This window comes from Inhella gelatinilytica (assembly GCF_016093295.1).
GTDB classification, from domain to species: domain Bacteria; phylum Pseudomonadota; class Gammaproteobacteria; order Burkholderiales; family Burkholderiaceae_C; genus Inhella; species Inhella gelatinilytica.
The window spans coordinates 214167-231397 of the sequence record NZ_JAEDAL010000005.1 but is presented as its reverse complement, the minus strand read 5'-3'; the positions used below and the strand labels follow the sequence as shown (position 1 = coordinate 231397).

Genomic DNA, 17231 nt, shown 5'->3' with positions numbered 1-17231 from the left:
GCGTGGGCTCAGCGATCGGGAAAACCGCCGATTTTAGGATCGGCTAGGTTGGGCAGGATGGACTCAGCCCCCAAATCGGACTCAAAGCCGCTGCGACGGATCAAAGAAAGCGGCTGTTCATTCACATCGGCCAGGATGAGTCCAACGCCTCGCCGCTCCAGCGTGCGCCACAACTGCTGCAAAGCGTCCAGCCCCGAAGTGTCCAGCTGCACCAAGCGATGCAAATCCAAGACCACGCGTCGGGATGAAGGGTTCACCATCGCCGGCAAGGCTTCGAGTTTGCCGGCTGCACCAAAGAACAAGGAGCCGTACAGCTCAAACCCTTGGACGCCCGGTGGCAGGGCCCGGTCCTGGATGGGCACGATCCGAAACAGGGTGCCCATTCGGTAGATAAAAAATGCGCATGCCAGCAAGAGCCCAATTTCAACGGCAACCGTGAGATCAAATACCACGGTCAGTACGAAGGTGCCCACCAAAACCGTTCGATAGGGAACGGAAAAGTTCCGCAGGCGAGCGAACTCGTGCCACTCCCCCATGTTCCAGGCCATAAAAAGCAAGATGCCCGCCAGGACGGACAGCGGCACTTGAAGCGCCAAGGGGGCCGCAAGCGCCATGATGGCCGCCACGGTGATTGCATGAACCAGCCCTGCGATGGGCGTCCGGGCGCCGGCCCGAATGTTGGTGACGGTGCGGGCAATGGTGCCCGTCGCTGGCATGCCACCCAGCAGCGGACTGGCCAAGTTGGCCACGCCTTGCGCCAGCAGCTCTTGATTCGGATCGTGTGGTGGCAGGTCCGGGGCTGCCTTATCTGCCACCCGGGCGCACAGCAGCGACTCGATGGCTCCCAAGAAGGCCAGCGTCAGGGTGGGGGTGACCAACAGTTTGGCTTGTCCCCAACTCAGGTCGGGCCACTGCAGCGGGGGGAAGCCTTGGGGAATGTGCCCGAACCGAGAACCGATGGTTTCCACCGGCCAGTGCAGCCACGAAGCCAGGCTACTGAGCGCCACCAAGGCCACGATGGGGCCCGGCAGCCGCGAGACCGATTGCAGGGCACGGGTGCGCAGGGGCTCATCGACTCTTGTCGGGGCCAGCCGGGTGAGGCGGGGCCAAAGGGCCAAGATGGCCACACACAGCAGACCCAGCGCCAAGGCTTCTGGGGTCCAGCTCCCGGCGTGGCGAACCAAGACCTGAATTTGCGCGAAGAAATCGGCGGGCAACTTCTCAGTCAGGTGCAGCCCCAACAGATCCCGCAACTGCGACAGGGCGATGAGGACCGCGATGCCATTGGTAAACCCGATGACGATGCTGATCGGTATTTGGCGCACCAGGGCCCCCAGGCGGAGCAGCCCCATGGCCACCAACAACAGGCCAGCCATAAAAGTGGCCAAGGCCAAGCCCCCGAGCCCGTGGCGCTCCACGATGCCGTACACCACCACAATGAATGCGCCGGCGGGACCGCCGATCTGGACGTTGGAGCCCCCCAGCAGCGAGATCAAGAACCCGGCAATGATGGCCGTGGTCAAGCCCGCCTCCGGTTTGAGCCCGCTGGCGATCGCAAACGCCATGGCCAATGGCAGGGCGATGATCCCCACCGTGAGGCCCGCCCCGACATCGCGCCAACTGGCTTGACGCCAGCAGTCCAGCAACCGGGGGTGAAAGCGCAGTGGGGTCATCGGGCCATTGTGTCGCGGGGGCCCTTCGCGGAGCTGACGCCGGGCGGCTTAGCGCACCCGCATGCCCGGCTGGGCGCCGGTGTGGGGCTCCAGCACGAACACACCGGGCTCAGCCTTTTCGTCGGCGTGGCTGGCGGCCAGCACCATGCCCTCGCTGACGCCGAACTTCATCTTGCGCGGGGCCAGGTTGGCCACCAGCACGGTGAGCTTGCCTTCTAAATCTTCCGGCTTGTAGGCGCCCGCGATGCCCGAGAACACATTGCGCGTGCGGCCTTCGCCCGCGTCCAGCGTCAGGCGCAGCAGTTTGGTCGAGCCCTCCACGCGCTCGGCCTTGACGATCTTGGCGATGCGCAGGTCGGGCTTGACGAAGTCGTCGATGGTGATTTCCGCTGCGATCGGTTCACCACCGGGCACGGGGGCGGGCGGCTCGGGCTTGGTGAATAGGGCTTCGACCTGCTCCGTGGTGACGCGCTGCATCAGGTGCTGGAAGGCGCCGATGGCGTGCGCGCCCAGACGGGTTTCAGCATCGGCCCAGGTCAATGGCGCCACCTGCAAAAAGGCCTCCACCTTCGTGCTCAGGGCGGGCAGCACCGGCTTCAGGTAGAGCGTCAGCAGGCGGAAGGCCTCGATGCACGTGCTGCAGGCCTCGTGCAACTCGGCGGCGGCCTCGGGTTTCTTGGCCAGCTCCCAGGGCTTGTGGGCGTCTACGTACTCGTTGACGGCGTCGGCCAGGCCCATGATTTCGCGCAGCGCTTTGCCGAACTCGCGGCCGTCGTACAGCGCGGCCAGGCCCGGGGCGGCGGCTTGCAGCTTGGTAATGACGGCATCACCGTCGGTGCCCAAGGTGGCCGACAAACGGCCCTCGAAGCGTTTGGCCAAGAAGCCGGCGGCCCGGCTGGCGATGTTGATGTACTTGCCCACCAAGTCGCTGTTCACACGGGCAATGAAGTCCTCGGGGTTGAAGTCCAGGTCTTCCACGCGGTCGTTGAGCTTGGCGGCCAGGTAGTAGCGCAGCCATTCGGCGTCCAGGCCCAGCTCCAAGTAGCGCAGGGGGTCGATACCGGTACCGCGGCTCTTGCTCATCTTCTCCGCGTTGACGGTCAGGAAGCCGTGCACGTACACGCGGTCGGGCGTCTTGCGGCCGCTGAAGTGCAGCATGGCGGGCCAGAACAAGGTGTGGAAGTAGGTGATGTCCTTGCCGATGAAGTGCACCTGCTCGGTGGCCGGGTCGGCCAGGAAGGCGTCGACGTCCTGGCCCAGCTTGGCGAAGTGGCCCGTCAGCGAGGCCAGGTAGCCGATGGGCGCGTCCAGCCAGACGTAGAAGTACTTGCCCGGCGCGTCGGGGATCTCGATGCCGAAGTAGGGCGCGTCACGGCTGATGTCCCAGTCGCCCAGGCCGCCTTTGCCTTCCTCATCAACGGTGAACCACTCCTTGATCTTGTTCAGCACCTCGGGCTGCAGGCGCCCGGCCTCGTGCGTCCACTGCTCCAGGAATTGCTTGCAGCGCGGATCGCTGAGTTTGAAGAAGTGGTGATCCGACGTCTTCAGCACCGGTGTGGCACCGCTCAGGACGCTGTAGGGGTTCTTCACTTCGGTGGGCGCGTACACCGCGCCACACACCTCGCAGCTGTCGCCGTACTGGTCCTTGGCGCCGCACTTGGGGCATTCGCCCTTGATGAAGCGGTCAGGCAGGAACATGCCCTTGGCCGGGTCGAAAAACTGCTCAATGGAGCGGATTTCGATCAGGCCCGCGTCCCGCAGCTTGCGGTAGACGTCCTGGCTCAGCGTGTGGTTCTCGGGCGCATCGGTGCTGTGCCAGTGGTCGAAGCCGATGTGGAAACCATCGAGATAGGGCTTGCGGCCGGCGGCGATGTTGGCGACGAAGGCCTGGGGGGTCAGCCCCGCTTTTTCGGCCGCAATCATGATGGGCGCACCGTGGGCATCGTCCGCACAGACAAAGTGCACCTCATGGCCCTGCAGGCGCTGGAAGCGCACCCAGATGTCGGCCTGGGTGTACTCCATGATGTGCCCGATGTGGAAGTTTGCGTTGGCGTAGGGCAGGGCGGTCGTGACGAAGAGTTGGCGGCGCGGCATGATGGGCGGGTAGATAGGGGTCCAGCCAAGGGAATCGGGGATTCTACGGACGGGTGCCCGGTTGGGCACTCTGTGGCGGTGGGCTGATGGGGGCGTGACTTCGTTTGACAACGTAACGGTGGCCGTTTGCGTTAGGGTGCCACCGAAACTGGAGGGCTTATGGCCACAAATCGTCGCTGGGTTTTGATCGGTGGATTGCTGGGTGCTGGGGCGACTTGGGCGGATCGTGGAGATGATGGGGACTATCAAATCCTGTCGGCACGGTACGGAACCCGAGAGCGCAACGTTGACGTGACCGAGCGCCTCAAAGAACTGGCCAGGCGGGATCGAACCTTTGTGGTGGGGAATGACGCGTTTGGCGTTGATCCTGTGCCGGGGCAACGCAAGGTTTTGCGAATTTTTGCCGTCGGGCGGGGGGGCGATCGGCGGACCTTTGAGTTTTTGGAGCGTGATGCGCTGGATGGACACCAGTTCACGGGCTGGAGAACCGGACAGGACTGGGGGCGCGACCGGGATCGCCACTGGGATCGCGACTGGAACCGCGACGGACGGGGTTGGGATCAATTCGACCGCCCGCGCGACGACGCCGGACAGTACGAAATTCTGGGTGCCCGCTATGGCTCAACTCGAGCGAATATGGATGTAACCGATCGTCTGCGCGAGTTGGCACGCTCCGATCGCCGGTTTCGCGTGAGTAACGAACTCTTCGGTCACGATCCCGACCACGGGACGCGAAAGCAGTTGCGCATTTATGCCCGGGATGGGCAGGGGCGGGAGCAGACGATGGACTACCCAGAAGGGAGCTACGTCGAAGGCGCCCTCTTCCTGGGATGGTCGACCGGTAACTGGGGACGAGGAGGGCGCCCCGGTAGGCCGTGGGAGCGTGATGGGGATGCCCCTCGCGGCGGCGGGTACGCCCGAGTTCGTGTCTTGGAGGCGCGTTATGGGGCCGATCAGCGCTGGTCCGATGTGACCCGAGAGGTGCAGCACATGCTCAATCGCGGGGGAAGGCCGGAGATCCACAACAGCTGGTTGGGCGGCGACCCAGCCCCAGGTGTTCGCAAGACCCTGTGGGTTCGGTACGAGCGAGACGGGCGCACCCAGGAGATTCAATTCCAGGAACGCGATGAATTGAACCTGCCTTAAAAGAAAGGCGTCCAGGCCGAGGTGGCTTGGGCGCCTAGCCGATGGGGTTAAGTTCAGAACAGCTTGAAGCTGACCCAGTACGAAATGGCTGCCACAAAGGCGGACGCGGGGATGGTGAAGATCCAGGCCCAGACGATGCTGCCCGCCACCCCCCAGCGCACGGAGCTGGCGCGACGCGTGGAGCCCACACCCACGATGGCGCCGGTGATGGTGTGGGTCGTGGACACGGGAATGCCAAACACCGAAGCAATGCCCAGTGTCATCGCCCCGCCCGTTTCAGCACAGAACCCGCCCACGGGCTTGAGTTTGGTGATGCGTTGCCCCATGGTCTTTACGATGCGCCACCCGCCAAACATCGTCCCCAAGGCAATGGCTACGTAGCAGGACACGATCACCCACAGGGGGGGCATCTTTTCCGCCCCGGACAGGTGTCCCGTGGCAATCAGGAGCATCCAAATGATGCCCATGGTTTTCTGGGCATCATTGCCGCCGTGTCCGAGGCTGTACGCACCGGCCGACACCAACTGCAAGCGCCGGAACCACTTGTCGACCTTGGTCGGACGGGTGCGCCTAAAGATCCAGGCCACCGCCACCATCAGCAGCGAGCCCAGCACAAAGCCCAGCGTTGGCGACACAAAAATGAAGGCGAAAGTCTTGAGCAAACCCGCCGAGTTCAGTGCGGCCGTTCCGGACTTCGCCATCGCCGCTCCCACCAAACCGCCAATCAAGGCGTGAGAAGAGCTGCTGGGAATGCCGTAATACCAGGTGATGACGTTCCAGGTGATGGCGCCGACCAAGGCGCCAAACACCACATGGGTGTCGGCGAAACCGGGCAGCAGCGTGTTTTTTCCCACCGTTGCAGCCACTGCCATGGGCACCACGGCGATGGCGATGAAGTTGAAGAAGGCAGCGAAGACGACGGCTTGCCCTGGCTTGAGAACGCCGGTGGAGACGACCGTGGCAATGGAGTTCGCGGCGTCATGGAAGCCGTTCATGAAGTCGAACAGCAGGGCCAGGGTGACCAACAGGATCACCACATACAGCGCGGTTTGCGTTGTTTCCATCTCAGAAACCTCGGTCCGCGATCAGCTGTTTTCGAGAATGATGCCCTCGATGACGTTGGCAACGTCTTCGCAGCGGTCCGTGATGATCTCGAGCAGTTCGTAGATCGCCTTGAGTTTGATGAGCTCCTTGGCGTCGATCGAGTCGTTGCGGAACAACTTGCTCATGGCCATGCGCATCACCCGATCCGCGTCGCCCTCCAGTTGGTCAATCTCTTCGCAAGTCTTCAGGGCGGCTTCGGTGGTGGCCGGCTCGGCAATTTTGGGCAGGAGGCTGACTGCGTGCTGCACCCGCTCACAGCACTTTTGGCCCAATTCGGCCAACCGGGTGATTTCTTCGGTGATGTGCTTGACGTCATACAACGCCATGGTTTCGGCCGAGTCTTGAATCAAGTCGGCGACATCGTCCATGGTGTTGATGAGCGCGTGGATCTGGTCACGATCAATCGGCGTGATGAAGGTGACGTGAATCGCCCGGTTCACCTCGTGGGTGATGCGATCGGCGTCATGTTCTGCCTTGTCGACCATTTCGTTGTACTTGGCACGCAATTCCAAGTTGCTGTAGTTGGCAACCAACTGCGAAAACGCCTTGGCCGCCTCGACGGTGTAGGCGGCGTGTTGGTTGAACAACTCGAAGAAATTGCCGTCACGGGGCAGCAGCTTTCCGAACAACATGATCAGATCCTGAAAGTGGAGAGGTCGAGTAACGAAACGGCGCTCCCGATTGCGCGGGGCGCCGTTTCGTCAATTGAAGAGGATTCTGGGCGCAAGCCTGCGCTTCAGTCAGGCTGGGGAGAACCCGAGGTCCGCATTGTCGCCGACCTTTGGCTGGGTTCCGTGCCGTTTGCCCCTGGGACGGGTTAGAAAACCACAGGAGACTGGGCTTAGCCCAAGGAGGCGCGCTGTGGGGCGTGGCCCACACGGTCGGTTCGCGGGGGTTCTGAGCGCGCAGGCGTCGATTCCAGGCTGGGCTCAGACGACTCGTCGCTGGCGGCTGGCGTGGGCGTGGCGCGTTGCTCTGGGCTTGCTGGGGTGTCTGTTTTGACCGCCGCCGCAGGGGTTGCTGGACCCTTGGTGTCGATGGGCGCCACGGTGGGGCTGCGTTTGCCGGTCACGATCAAACGAGCCAGTTTCACCAGTTCACTGGCCTGCGCCGCAGGGGCGGTGGTCCACAAGAGCGAAGCAGCGGCGATCAAGGACAAGAGACGCGGCAGAGACATGATCGGTTACCAACGGGTTACCCAACGGATTTTCGCAGTGTTTCTAAAACCTTTGGATCCCGCCAGTCGATCGAGACGAATTGCAGAAATCGGGGGGCGAATTGCGCGGGGCGCGGATCGGTGACTTAAGTCAGCCCGGTCTCTACTTCCCGCCGCGCTTCGGAGAGGTATTCCGCCGACTGCATTTCTCTCAGTCGGCTGACCGTGCGCGGAAATTCATGCGCCAACGGCCCTTCGGTATAGAGCCGCTCCGGTTCGACGGCGGCGCTGATCACCAGCTTGACCTTGCGGTCGTAGAGCACGTCCACCAACCAGGTGAAGCGACGCGCTTCGCTGGCCAGGCGGATGGGCATCTCGGGCACATCGGACAAGAAGATCGTGTGGAACTGCGTCGCCAGCTCCAGATAGTCGTTCTGCGAACGCGGCCCGCCGCAGAGCGTGGCGAAGTCGAACCACACCACCCCGCCAGCGCGGCGGCGCGCGCGGATCTCGCGGTGCTCGATGTGCAGCAGCGGGTCCTCGTCATGCGCCTCGGCCAACTGGCCGAATAGCTGGCCCATGGCCACCTCGGCCTGGGGGTTCAGGGGGCAGTGGTAGACCTTGGCATCCGTCAGGGTCCGTCGACGGTAATCAATGCCGGCGTCCACATTCACGATCTCCATCGTTGATTTCAACAGGGCGATGGCGGGCAGGATGCGGTCCCGGTGCAGCCCGTTGGGGTAAAGGCTCTCGGGATGGAAATTGCTGGTCGTTACCATGCCGATGCGGTGCTTTTGCAGGCCTTCGAGCAGGCGCAGCAGGATCATCGCGTCGGTGACGTCGGCGACGTGGAATTCGTCGAAGCAGATCAGGCGGTAGCGCCGGGCCATGCGACGGCAGAGTTCGTCGATGGGGTCGGCAATGCCCTTGAGTTCGTGCAGCTCTCGGTGCACTTCGCGCATGAACTCGTGAAAGTGCAGGCGCACTTTGCGGGTCAGGGGCACGGCGTGGAAGAAGCTGTCCATCAGGAAGCTCTTGCCGCGGCCCACCCCGCCATACAGGTACACGCCGCGGGGAATCGGCGGCTTGACCAGCAGTTTGGTCACCGCATTGCTGCGGCGGGCCTTGTAGGCGATCCAGTCGTCTTCGCAGCGCTGCAGGGCTGCAAGGCCCTGCAGTTGGGCGGCGTCGGCGGTGAAACCCCGCGTGGCCAATTCGGCCTGGTAGGCCGAGGTGGTGCTCATCCGCCGTGCCCCGTCGCGCTCAGAAGTTCAGCGTGCGCTTGTCCACCGCCAGCGCCGCTTCCTTGGTGCTTTCGCTCAAGGAGGGGTGGGCGTGGCAAATGCGGGCGATGTCTTCGCTGCTGGCCTTGAACGCCATGGCCATCACGCACTCGGCGATCAGCTCCGACGCATAGGGGCCAATGATGTGCACGCCCAGGATCTCGTCGGTCTTGGCGTCGGCCAGCATCTTGACGAAGCCGGTGGTGTCACCCAGCGCACGCGCACGGCCGTTGGCCATGAAGGGAAACTGGCCGCTGCGGTAGGCACGGCCCTCGGCCTTCAAGGCTTGCTCGGTCTTGCCCACCCAAGCGATTTCGGGGCTGGTGTAGATGACCCAAGGGATGATGTCGAAGTCCACGTGTCCGTGCTGGCCGGCAATGCGCTCGGCCACGGCTACGCCTTCCTCTTCGGCCTTGTGCGCGAGCATGGGGCCTCGCACCACATCGCCCACCGCCCAGACGCCGGGCAGGTTGGTCTTGCATTCGGCATCCACCACGATGGCGCCGCGCTCGTCAAGCGCGAGGCCCACCGCCTCGCCATTCAAACCGATGGTGTTGGCCACGCGGCCGATGGAGACGATCAGCTTGTCCACCGTGAGGCTTTGCTCAGCGCCCTTGGCGTCGGTGTAAGCGACGGTGACACTGTCCTTGGCCTTGGTCACTTTGCTGATCTTCACGCCGAGCTGGATGTCCAGGCCCTGCTTTTTGAAGACCTTGGCAGCTTCCTTGGCCACGGATTCGTCTGCAGCGGCGAGGAAAGCGGGCATGGCTTCGAGGATGGTCACTTCGGCACCCAGGCGGCGCCAGACCGAGCCCATCTCCAGACCGATGACGCCCGAGCCGATGACGCCCAGCTTCTTGGGCGTGGCGCCCGACTGTTCACCAATACGCAAGGCGCCGTCGTTGGAGAGGATCAAGTCTTCGTCGAACTCAGCGCCTGGCAGTTGGCGGGCGTTCGAGCCCGTGGCCAGCACCACTTGCTTGGCAAATACCGTCTCGTCGCCGGCCTTCAATTCGTAGCCGCCGTCCTTTGCCGCCACGAAGCTGCCGCGGCCGTGGAAGAAGGTGACCTTGTTCTTCTTGAACAGATACAGGATGCCGTCGTTGTTCTGCTTCACGACGGTGTTCTTGCGCGCCACCATCTTGGCCACATCGATCTTCACGTTGTCGGCCGTGATGCCATGGTCGGCAAAGTGGTGGTTCAGGTGCTCGTAGTGCTCCGAGCTCTGCAGCAGGGCCTTGGAGGGAATGCAGCCGACATTGGTACAGGTGCCACCCGGGGCCGGGCCGCCCTTGTCGTTCTTCCACTCGTCCACACAGGCGACGTTGAAGCCGAGTTGTGCTGCGCGGATGGCTGCGATGTAGCCGCCGGGGCCGCCGCCGATGACGACGACGTCGAAGTTCTTGGTGCTCATGGGGTTTCCTTGTGCAAACGCCGGCAGCCCTCGCGGGGGTGCCGGCGCTCTATGGGTCTTAGATCAGATGTCGAACAGCAGACGCGCGGGGTCTTCCAGCGCTTCCTTCATCGTCACCAGCCCCAGCACGGCTTCGCGGCCGTCGATGATGCGGTGGTCATAGCTCATCGCCAAGTAGTTGATCGGTCGGATCACGATCTGGCCGTTTTCCACCACGGCGCGATCCTTGGTGGCGTGCACGCCCAAGATGGCCGACTGCGGCGGGTTGATGATGGGCGTCGACAGCATGGAGCCGAAGGTGCCGCCGTTGCTGATGGAGAAGGTGCCGCCCGACAGCTCTTCGATGCTGAGCTTGCCGTCCTTGGCCTTTTGGCCAAAGCTGGCGATGGTCTTCTCGATCTCGGCAAAGCTGAGTTGGTCGGCGTTGCGGATGATGGGGACCACCAGGCCGCGCGGCGAGCCGACGGCGATGCCGATGTCGAAGTAGCCGTGGTAGACGATGTCGTTGCCGTCCACTGAGGCGTTGAGCACCGGGTACTTCTTCAGCGCAGCCACGGCGGCCTTGACGAAGAAGCTCATGAAGCCCAGCTTGACGCCGTGTTCCTTCTCGAACTTCTCTTGGAACTTCTTGCGCATCTCCATCACCGGGGCCATGTTGACCTCGTTGAAGGTGGTCAAGATGGCGTTGGTGGCTTGCGATTGCAGCAGACGCTCAGCGACGCGGGCGCGCAGGCGGCTCATGGGCACGCGCTGCTCCGGACGGTCGCTCAGCTTCGTGCTGACGGGCGCGGCCACGGCCGGCAGGGGCTTGGCCACGGCCGGAGCCGCTGCCACGGGCACGGGTGCTGCCACCGCGGCTGCGGGCTTGGCTTCCAGGGCATGGATCACATCACCCTTGGTGATGCGGCCATCTTTGCCGGTGCCGGGGACAGCGGTCAGGCCGTTGTCCGCCATCATCTTGGCGGCCGCGGGCATGGCCACGCCGGCGGCCGAGGCCGTGGCGGGCGCAGCCGCCGGTGCGGCAGCAGCCGGTGCGGCCGCGGCGGGTGCGGCCACGGCGCCGGCCTTGGCTTCGGTGTCGATGGTGGCGATGACCTGGTCGCTCACCACGGTACCGCCGCCGGCCACCACGTGGGCGGCCAGCACGCCCGCTGCGGGGGCGGGCACTTCGAGCACGACCTTGTCGGTTTCGATCTCGATCAGGATTTCGTCGATGGCGACGGCTTCACCGGGTTGTTTCTTCCACTGCAGCAGCGTGGCTTCGGCCACAGACTCAGACAGCTGCGGAACCTTGACTTCAACGATTGCCATGGTGTTTCTTTCTTGATGTGCGTTGCGCGGGCGGCGCGTCATACGCGCCGCCACGAGGGCATTACTTGGTCAGGACAAAGCCTTTGAGCTTGGCGAAGGCCTGATCCAGCAGAGCCTTTTGCTGCTCTTGGTGCAGGCTGGCGTAACCGCAAGCGGGGCTGGCGCTGGCGGGGCGGCCGGCGTAGCCCAGCTTCTGTCCATCGGCCATGTTTTCATGCACGGCGTGTTGGATGAAGAACCAGGCGCCCTGGTTTTGCGGCTCGTCCTGGCACCAGACGATGTCGGTCGCGTTCGGGTACTTCTTCAGCTCGGCGGCAAAGGCCTTGTGCGGGAAGGGGTAGAGCTGCTCGACACGGACGATGGCCACGTCGTCGGCCTTCTTCTCTTCGCGCTTCTTGTGCAGGTCGTACACCACCTTGCCCGAGCACACGATCACGCGCTTGACCTTGTCGGCCTTGATCGAGCCGTCGATCTCGCCAATGACGGTCTTGAACTCGCCCTTGGTGAATTCCACCAGCGGGCTGGTGGCGTCCTTTGCACGCAGCAGGCTCTTGGGGGTCATGATGACCAGGGGCTTGCGGAACATGCGCAGCATCTGGCGGCGCAACACGTGGAAGATCTGGCTGGCCGTGGTGGGCTGCACGATCTGCATGTTGTGGTCCGCGGCCAACTGCATGAAGCGCTCCAGGCGCGCCGAACTGTGTTCGGGGCCCTGGCCTTCATAACCGTGCGGCAGCATCATGGTCAGGCCGTTGGCACGGCCCCACTTCACTTCACCCGAGGCGATGAACTGGTCGATCACGACCTGGGCGCCGTTGACGAAGTCACCGAACTGGGCTTCCCAGATGGTCAGCGTGTTGGGCTCGGCGGCGGCGTAGCCGTATTCGAAGCCCAGCACCGCCTCTTCCGAGAGGATGGAGTCGATGACGGTGAATGGAGCTTGTCCCTCGGCCACGTTTTGCAGCGGGATGTAGGTGCCTTCGTCCCAGTTGCTACGGGCCTGGTCGTGGATGACGGCGTGGCGGTGCGTGAAGGTGCCGCGGCCGCAGTCTTCGCCCGACAGGCGCACTGGGTAGCCGGAGGCCACCAGCGAGGCAAAGGCCATGTGCTCGCCCATGCCCCAGTCGACATTGATCTCACCGCGACCCATGGCGGCGCGATCGTTCAGGAGCTTTTGCACGAGGTTGTGTGCGGCATAACCTTGCGGCAGCGTGGTGACGCGCTCGGCCAATCGCTTCCATTCACCCACCGGGATGGCGGTGTCGCAGCTGTCCGTCCACTTCTTGCCCAGGAACGGCGACCAGTCGGTGGCGTACTTGCTCTTGAAGTTGGTCAGCACCGGGTCCACGGTGTGGCGGCCTTCATCCATGGCCTGGCGGTAAGCCTTGACCATGTCGTCCGGACCCTCAGCGGTCAGCACGCTCTGGGCGACCAGTTTGTCACCGTACAGCTTGCGCGTGCCCGGGTGGGCGGCAATCTTCTTGTACATCAGCGGCTGGGTCAGCGCCGGGGTGTCCTGTTCGTTGTGGCCCAGTTTGCGGAAGCAGATGATGTCCAGCACCACGTCCTTCTTGAACTCGGCACGGTAGTCCATCGCCAGTTGCATGGCCCAGACCACGGCTTCGGGATCGTCGCCGTTCACGTGCAGCACCGGGGCTTCGATCATCTTGACCACGTCGGAGCAGTAAGTGGTCGAGCGCAGGTCACGCGGGTCGCTGGTGGTGAAGCCGATCTGGTTGTTGATGACGATGTGCACCGTGCCGCCGGTCTTGTAGCCGCGCGTCTGCGCCATGCACAGGGTTTCCTGCACCACACCTTGGCCACCAAATGCGGCGTCGCCGTGCACGAGCACGGGCAGCACTTGGGCGCCTTCCTTGTCGCCGCGGCGGTCCTGGCGGGCGCGCACGCTGCCTTCCACCACCGGGTTGACGATTTCCAGGTGCGAGGGGTTGAAGGCCAGGCTCAGGTGCACCGGACCGCCCGGGGTCGATACATCGGAGCTGAAGCCCTGGTGGTACTTGACGTCGCCGGCTGGCAAGTCAATGTCCTTTTTGCCTTCGAACTCGGCGAACAGCTCGGCGGGCATCTTGCCCAGGGTGTTGACCAGCACGTTCAGGCGACCGCGGTGGGCCATGCCGATGACGATTTCCTGCACGCCGTTCTCGCCGGCGCGGCGGATCAATTCGTCCATCGCCGCAATGAAGCTCTCGCCACCTTCCAGCGAGAAACGCTTCTGGCCGACATACTTGGTGTGCAGGTAGCGCTCCAGGCCTTCGGCGGCGGTCAGGCGCTCCAGGATGGCCTTTTTCTTTTCGGGCGTGAAGCTGGGGCGGCCGCGGGCCTTCTCCAGGCGCTCCTGCCACCAGCGCTTTTCACCCGGGTCGGAGCCATGCATGAACTCGGCACCGATGGAGCCGCAGTAGGTCTCGCGCAGCGCTTGGTGGATGGCGCGCAGCGTCATCGTCTCGCCGCCGAAGTAGCTGTTGACCGCCGAGAACGTGAGGTCCATGTCGGCCTCGGTCAGGTCATAGAACGCCGGTTCGAGTTCCGGGATCTTGGGGCGTTCGGCGCGCTTGAGCGGGTCCAGATCGGCCCAGCGGTTGCCCAGGAAGCGGTAGGCCGCGATCAGCGACTGCACGTGCACTTGCTTGCGAGCCACGGCCAAATCGGCGCTGCTGGCTTTGCTGGCGAAGGCATTGGCCTTGGCGCGTTGTGCAAAGCTCTCGACGACCGGTGCGTGGGCCACATCGGGGCTGTCGCTGCCGTCGGTGGCGGGCACGTGTTGCAGCGCGTCAAAGTAGGCGCGCCAGTTGTCCGGCACGGAACCGGGGTTGTCGAGGTAAGCCTCGTACATCTCTTCCACATAGGGCGCATTGCCCCCGAAGAGGTACGAGTTCGACCTGTATTGCTGCATCATTTCGCTGACCTCACGCCCCGGTTTCCGAAGCAATTGGCTGGTTATGGAACCTTCCGCGACACGGCCTGACCGGTTGGCGGATGAGCGACCCCGACGGAGGGACGGGAAGGGCTACAAAGGCAAAACTCAAAAAACGGCCGACCCTGGCCGAGGCAAGGGTTGGGGTGGCGACTGTATCAGGAACCCCTTGTTTCAAGCTGTCGCTACACTGACAGGTCAACTGTATACAAAACGGCATACCAAGAGGACTGGCATGGAAGTTCAAGTTGTGGATTACCGCGCGCCGGATGCCGCGCGTCTCTTTACTCAAAGTTTGCACGAGACGGGTTTTGGCGTCTTGAAGAACCACCCCATTCCGCAGTCGCTGGTGGAGCGGATTTACGCCCGCTGGTTGGCCTTTTTCAACAGTGACGAGAAACAGGGGTACGCGTTTAGTCCAGAGAAACAGGATGGTTGGTTCAGTACGGCCATCAGTGAAACCGCCAAGGGGTTTAAGCAGAAAGACATCAAGGAGTACTTCCATGTCTACCCCTGGGGGCGCATCCCGCCCGGTCTCAAGGAAGACATCCTCAGCTACTACGCGCAGGCCAATGCACTGGCCGAAGAACTGCTGGGGTGGGTGGAGCGGTACACGCCGCCGGAAATCGCTCAACATTACCGGGAGCCGCTGAGTCACATGATCAAGGGCAGCGATCACACGCTGCTGCGCGTCTTGCGCTATCCACCCCTGACGGGGGAAGAGCCTGAGGGGGCGGTGCGAGCGGCGGCGCACGGTGATATCAATTTGCTCACCATCTTGCCTGCGGCCAACGAGCCAGGCCTGCAGGTGATGGGAACGGATGGTCTGTGGCGGGACGTGCCCTGTGACTTCGGCACGCTGGCCATCAACATCGGCGACATGCTGCAAGAGGCCAGTCAGGGCTATTACCCCAGCACGCTGCATCAAGTGCTCAACCCCACGGGCGAGGGGGCCAAGCGCAGTCGCATTTCGCTTCCCCTTTTTCTCCACCCGCGCAATGACGTGGTGCTGAGCGACCGTTACACCGCGGGCAGCTATCTGGATGAGCGCCTGCGTGAACTGGGCGTCAAGAGCTGAAGCGAATCGTTGAGATTCACGCGGATGCCCCGACCAAGCCGGCTTTCGGGGCCTCCTGCAATGGCTGTGGCTTGTGCTGCTTGGCGGAGCCCTGTCCCTGGGGCGCCCTGGCCAGCCGTCGACTGAGCGGCGCCTGCCGGGCGCTGGAGTGGGACGCCGGTTCGCGCCAGTACCGTTGCGGACTGCTTCGGGCCCCTTGGGGCTACCTCACTGGGCGCCCCCAGCCGCAGCCCCTCTGGGTGGACCGGTGGTTGAGCCGGTGGGCGCGCCGAGGAATCGCTGCGGGGCTCGGTTGTGACGCCCGGATTGATGTGGCCGGGGATTGAAACGCTTGGCGGGATGACTACGATGCGGCCTTCGCTTTGGAGGACTGCTGCATGAATTTCCACCGCACCTTGATGGGCCTGGCTGTTTCGTTGGTGTTGGCCACCTCGGCCTCGTCCAACACCCTGCGCTGGGCGGCTCAGAACGACGTCTTGAGTCTGGATCCCCACAGTCAAAATCACAACACCACGAGTGCGATCTTGCAGCATGCCTACGAAGGGCTGACCCGCTTTGGCAAAGACTACAAGGTTGAAGGCGCGCTGGCCACCGACTGGAAGCCGGTTTCACCGACGCAAGTTCGGTTCACCTTGCGCAAAGGGGTGAAATTTCACGACGGCAGTCCCTTCACGGCGGACGACGTCGTGTTCAGCTACCAGCGCATCAGCGCGCCGACCTCCAACATGCATGCGTTTGTGGCAGGGGTGAAGGAGGTAAAAAAGGTTGATGCGCACACGGTGGATTTCTTCCTCGACCGTCCGGACCCCATCCTCACGCGAACCTTGGTGGGGTTTCGCATGATGAGCAAGGCTTGGGCGGAGAAGAACAAAGCGCAGACGCCCCCAAATTTCAAGGCGAAGGAAGAAAATTTCGCCACACGCAATACCAATGGCACCGGTCCGTACCGGATCACCGGGTGGCAGCCGGAGCAAAAGCTGACCATGGTCCAGAACAAGGACTGGTGGGATGCCAAGGCGGCCAGCAATGTGACCGAGGTGATCTACAGCCCGATCAAGAACGATCAGACGCGGATCGCGGCGCTGCTGTCGGGTGAGGTCGATTTGCTGACGGATGTGCCCACACAGGATGTGGCGCGCCTCAAGGGCGATGCCAAGCTCAAGGTTGTGGAGGGCAACGAGGTTCGCACCATCTTTCTGGCGATGGACCAAGGTTCGGATCAACTCAAGGGCAGCAGCGTGCAGGGCAATCCGCTGAAGGACAAGCGGGTGCGCGAGGCATTGTCTCTGGCCATCGACCGCCACGGCATTCAGCGCGCCATCATGCGGGGCTTGTCCCTGCCTGCAGCCACCCTGCTGGCCCCGGGCGTCAATGGCCACAATCCGCAGCTGGATGCGGCGCCCAAAGCCGACGCCGAGCGCGCCAAGAAACTCATGGCTGAAGCCGGTTATCCGAACGGATTTGACACGCCGCTGAACTGCCCGAACAACCGATATGTGAACGACGAGGAAATTTGCCAAGCCATTGTCAGCATGTGGGCTCGTATTGGCGTCCGGGCCAAGTTGCAAACGGAGAGTTTCGCCAGCTACAGCCCCAAGCTGCAGAACTTTGAGTTCCCGCTCTTTCTCTATGGTTGGGGTGTCAACACCTTTGATGCGCTGTACTCGCTGCAGAGTCTGGGGCACACACGGACGGCAGGGGCGGATGGCAACAACAACTATTGGCGCTTGAGTGACGGACGGCTCGATACCCTGATCACCGACATCAAGATTGAAATGGAGCCGGTGAAGCGCAATGCCCTGATCAACTCTGCACAGCAGCGCATCAAGGAAGAGACCTTCTTTATTCCCATCCATCACCAAGTTCGCCCCTGGGTGATGAAACCCAGCGTCTCGAGCGCCCATCGGGCCGACGACAAGCCCGAGGCCCGATTCACCCAAATGGGCAAATGATGCTGTGATCGGTCGGCTGGGCTGACCGGGCTGCGTCAACCCCGACCGATGTGAGCCGTTGGAATCGCTTTTGACACAGGCCGAC

12 protein-coding genes are annotated in these 17231 nt (G+C 63.1%); 3 read left to right on the top strand and 9 right to left on the bottom strand.

All coding sequences use genetic code 11. From position 1 onward, the window contains the following. Positions 1 to 8: 8 nt before the first annotated feature. Both I7X43_RS11825 and metG read right to left on the bottom strand, forming a co-directional pair. Positions 9 to 1673 (bottom strand): SulP family inorganic anion transporter, encoded by a 1665-nt coding sequence (locus tag I7X43_RS11825; protein WP_198101141.1) that lies wholly within the window; start codon positions 1671 to 1673, stop codon positions 9 to 11. A gap of 48 nt (positions 1674 to 1721) precedes the next feature. After that, on the bottom strand, positions 1722 to 3767 hold the full coding sequence (gene metG / locus I7X43_RS11820) for a methionine--tRNA ligase (protein ID WP_198101140.1): 2046 nt from the start codon (positions 3765 to 3767) through the stop codon (positions 1722 to 1724). A 159-nt stretch (positions 3768 to 3926) separates the two neighbouring features. Between metG and I7X43_RS11815 the strand changes: the two genes are divergently transcribed. Continuing rightward, on the top strand, positions 3927 to 4913 hold the full coding sequence (locus I7X43_RS11815; protein WP_198101139.1) for a DnaJ-like protein C-terminal domain-containing protein: 987 nt from the start codon (positions 3927 to 3929) through the stop codon (positions 4911 to 4913). 53 nt (positions 4914 to 4966) lie between these two features. On the opposite strand, the gene I7X43_RS11810 is transcribed toward I7X43_RS11815, so the two are convergent. From I7X43_RS11810 to I7X43_RS11780, 7 genes are all read right to left on the bottom strand, one after another. After that, complete coding sequence (locus tag I7X43_RS11810; RefSeq protein ID WP_198101138.1) at positions 4967 to 5977, bottom strand: inorganic phosphate transporter; 1011 nt, start codon at positions 5975 to 5977, stop codon at positions 4967 to 4969. A gap of 21 nt (positions 5978 to 5998) precedes the next feature. Further along, a complete protein-coding gene (locus I7X43_RS11805) occupies positions 5999 to 6649 on the bottom strand; it encodes a DUF47 domain-containing protein (protein WP_198101137.1) in 651 nt (216 codons plus the stop codon). Positions 6650 to 6858: 209 nt separating this feature from the next. After that, a complete protein-coding gene (locus tag I7X43_RS11800) occupies positions 6859 to 7194 on the bottom strand; it encodes a hypothetical protein (RefSeq protein WP_198101136.1) in 336 nt (111 codons plus the stop codon). Between the two features lie 125 nt (positions 7195 to 7319). After that, positions 7320 to 8417 (bottom strand): cell division protein ZapE, encoded by a 1098-nt coding sequence (zapE, locus tag I7X43_RS11795; protein ID WP_198101135.1) that lies wholly within the window; start codon positions 8415 to 8417, stop codon positions 7320 to 7322. Positions 8418 to 8436: 19 nt separating this feature from the next. Beyond that, positions 8437 to 9870 (bottom strand): dihydrolipoyl dehydrogenase, encoded by a 1434-nt coding sequence (gene lpdA / locus I7X43_RS11790; RefSeq protein ID WP_198101134.1) that lies wholly within the window; start codon positions 9868 to 9870, stop codon positions 8437 to 8439. A gap of 63 nt (positions 9871 to 9933) precedes the next feature. Beyond that, positions 9934 to 11181, bottom strand: a complete 1248-nt coding sequence (odhB, locus tag I7X43_RS11785; RefSeq protein ID WP_198101133.1) for a 2-oxoglutarate dehydrogenase complex dihydrolipoyllysine-residue succinyltransferase — start codon at positions 11179 to 11181, stop codon at positions 9934 to 9936. Between the two features lie 61 nt (positions 11182 to 11242). Beyond that, positions 11243 to 14098, bottom strand: coding sequence for a 2-oxoglutarate dehydrogenase E1 component (locus I7X43_RS11780; RefSeq protein ID WP_198101177.1), 2856 nt, complete (start codon positions 14096 to 14098; stop codon positions 11243 to 11245). A 253-nt stretch (positions 14099 to 14351) separates the two neighbouring features. Here I7X43_RS11780 and I7X43_RS11775 point away from each other — a divergent pair, with 253 nt between their 5' ends. Beyond that, positions 14352 to 15194, top strand: coding sequence for an isopenicillin N synthase family dioxygenase (locus I7X43_RS11775; protein WP_198101132.1), 843 nt, complete (start codon positions 14352 to 14354; stop codon positions 15192 to 15194). A gap of 377 nt (positions 15195 to 15571) precedes the next feature. Continuing rightward, entirely contained in the window at positions 15572 to 17146 is a 1575-nt protein-coding gene (locus tag I7X43_RS11770; protein ID WP_198101131.1) for an ABC transporter substrate-binding protein, read from the top strand. Positions 17147 to 17231: the final 85 nt, after the last annotated feature.

What these genes read in the sequence shown, in the direction of transcription:
- zapE (WP_198101135.1), bottom strand. Translation starts at nt 8,417, where the DNA reads ATGAGCACCACCTCGGCCTACCAGGCCGAATTGGCCACGCGGGGTTTC.
- I7X43_RS11805 (WP_198101137.1), bottom strand. Translation starts at nt 6,649, where the DNA reads ATGTTGTTCGGAAAGCTGCTGCCCCGTGACGGCAATTTCTTCGAGTTG.
- I7X43_RS11800 (WP_198101136.1), bottom strand. Translation starts at nt 7,194, where the DNA reads ATGTCTCTGCCGCGTCTCTTGTCCTTGATCGCCGCTGCTTCGCTCTTG.
- metG (WP_198101140.1), bottom strand. Translation starts at nt 3,767, where the DNA reads ATGCCGCGCCGCCAACTCTTCGTCACGACCGCCCTGCCCTACGCCAAC.
- I7X43_RS11775 (WP_198101132.1), top strand. Translation starts at nt 14,352, where the DNA reads ATGGAAGTTCAAGTTGTGGATTACCGCGCGCCGGATGCCGCGCGTCTC.
- lpdA (WP_198101134.1), bottom strand. Translation starts at nt 9,870, where the DNA reads ATGAGCACCAAGAACTTCGACGTCGTCGTCATCGGCGGCGGCCCCGGC.
- I7X43_RS11815 (WP_198101139.1), top strand. Translation starts at nt 3,927, where the DNA reads ATGGCCACAAATCGTCGCTGGGTTTTGATCGGTGGATTGCTGGGTGCT.
- I7X43_RS11825 (WP_198101141.1), bottom strand. Translation starts at nt 1,673, where the DNA reads ATGACCCCACTGCGCTTTCACCCCCGGTTGCTGGACTGCTGGCGTCAA.
- I7X43_RS11810 (WP_198101138.1), bottom strand. Translation starts at nt 5,977, where the DNA reads ATGGAAACAACGCAAACCGCGCTGTATGTGGTGATCCTGTTGGTCACC.
- I7X43_RS11770 (WP_198101131.1), top strand. Translation starts at nt 15,572, where the DNA reads ATGAATTTCCACCGCACCTTGATGGGCCTGGCTGTTTCGTTGGTGTTG.
- odhB (WP_198101133.1), bottom strand. Translation starts at nt 11,181, where the DNA reads ATGGCAATCGTTGAAGTCAAGGTTCCGCAGCTGTCTGAGTCTGTGGCC.
- I7X43_RS11780 (WP_198101177.1), bottom strand. Translation starts at nt 14,098, where the DNA reads ATGATGCAGCAATACAGGTCGAACTCGTACCTCTTCGGGGGCAATGCG.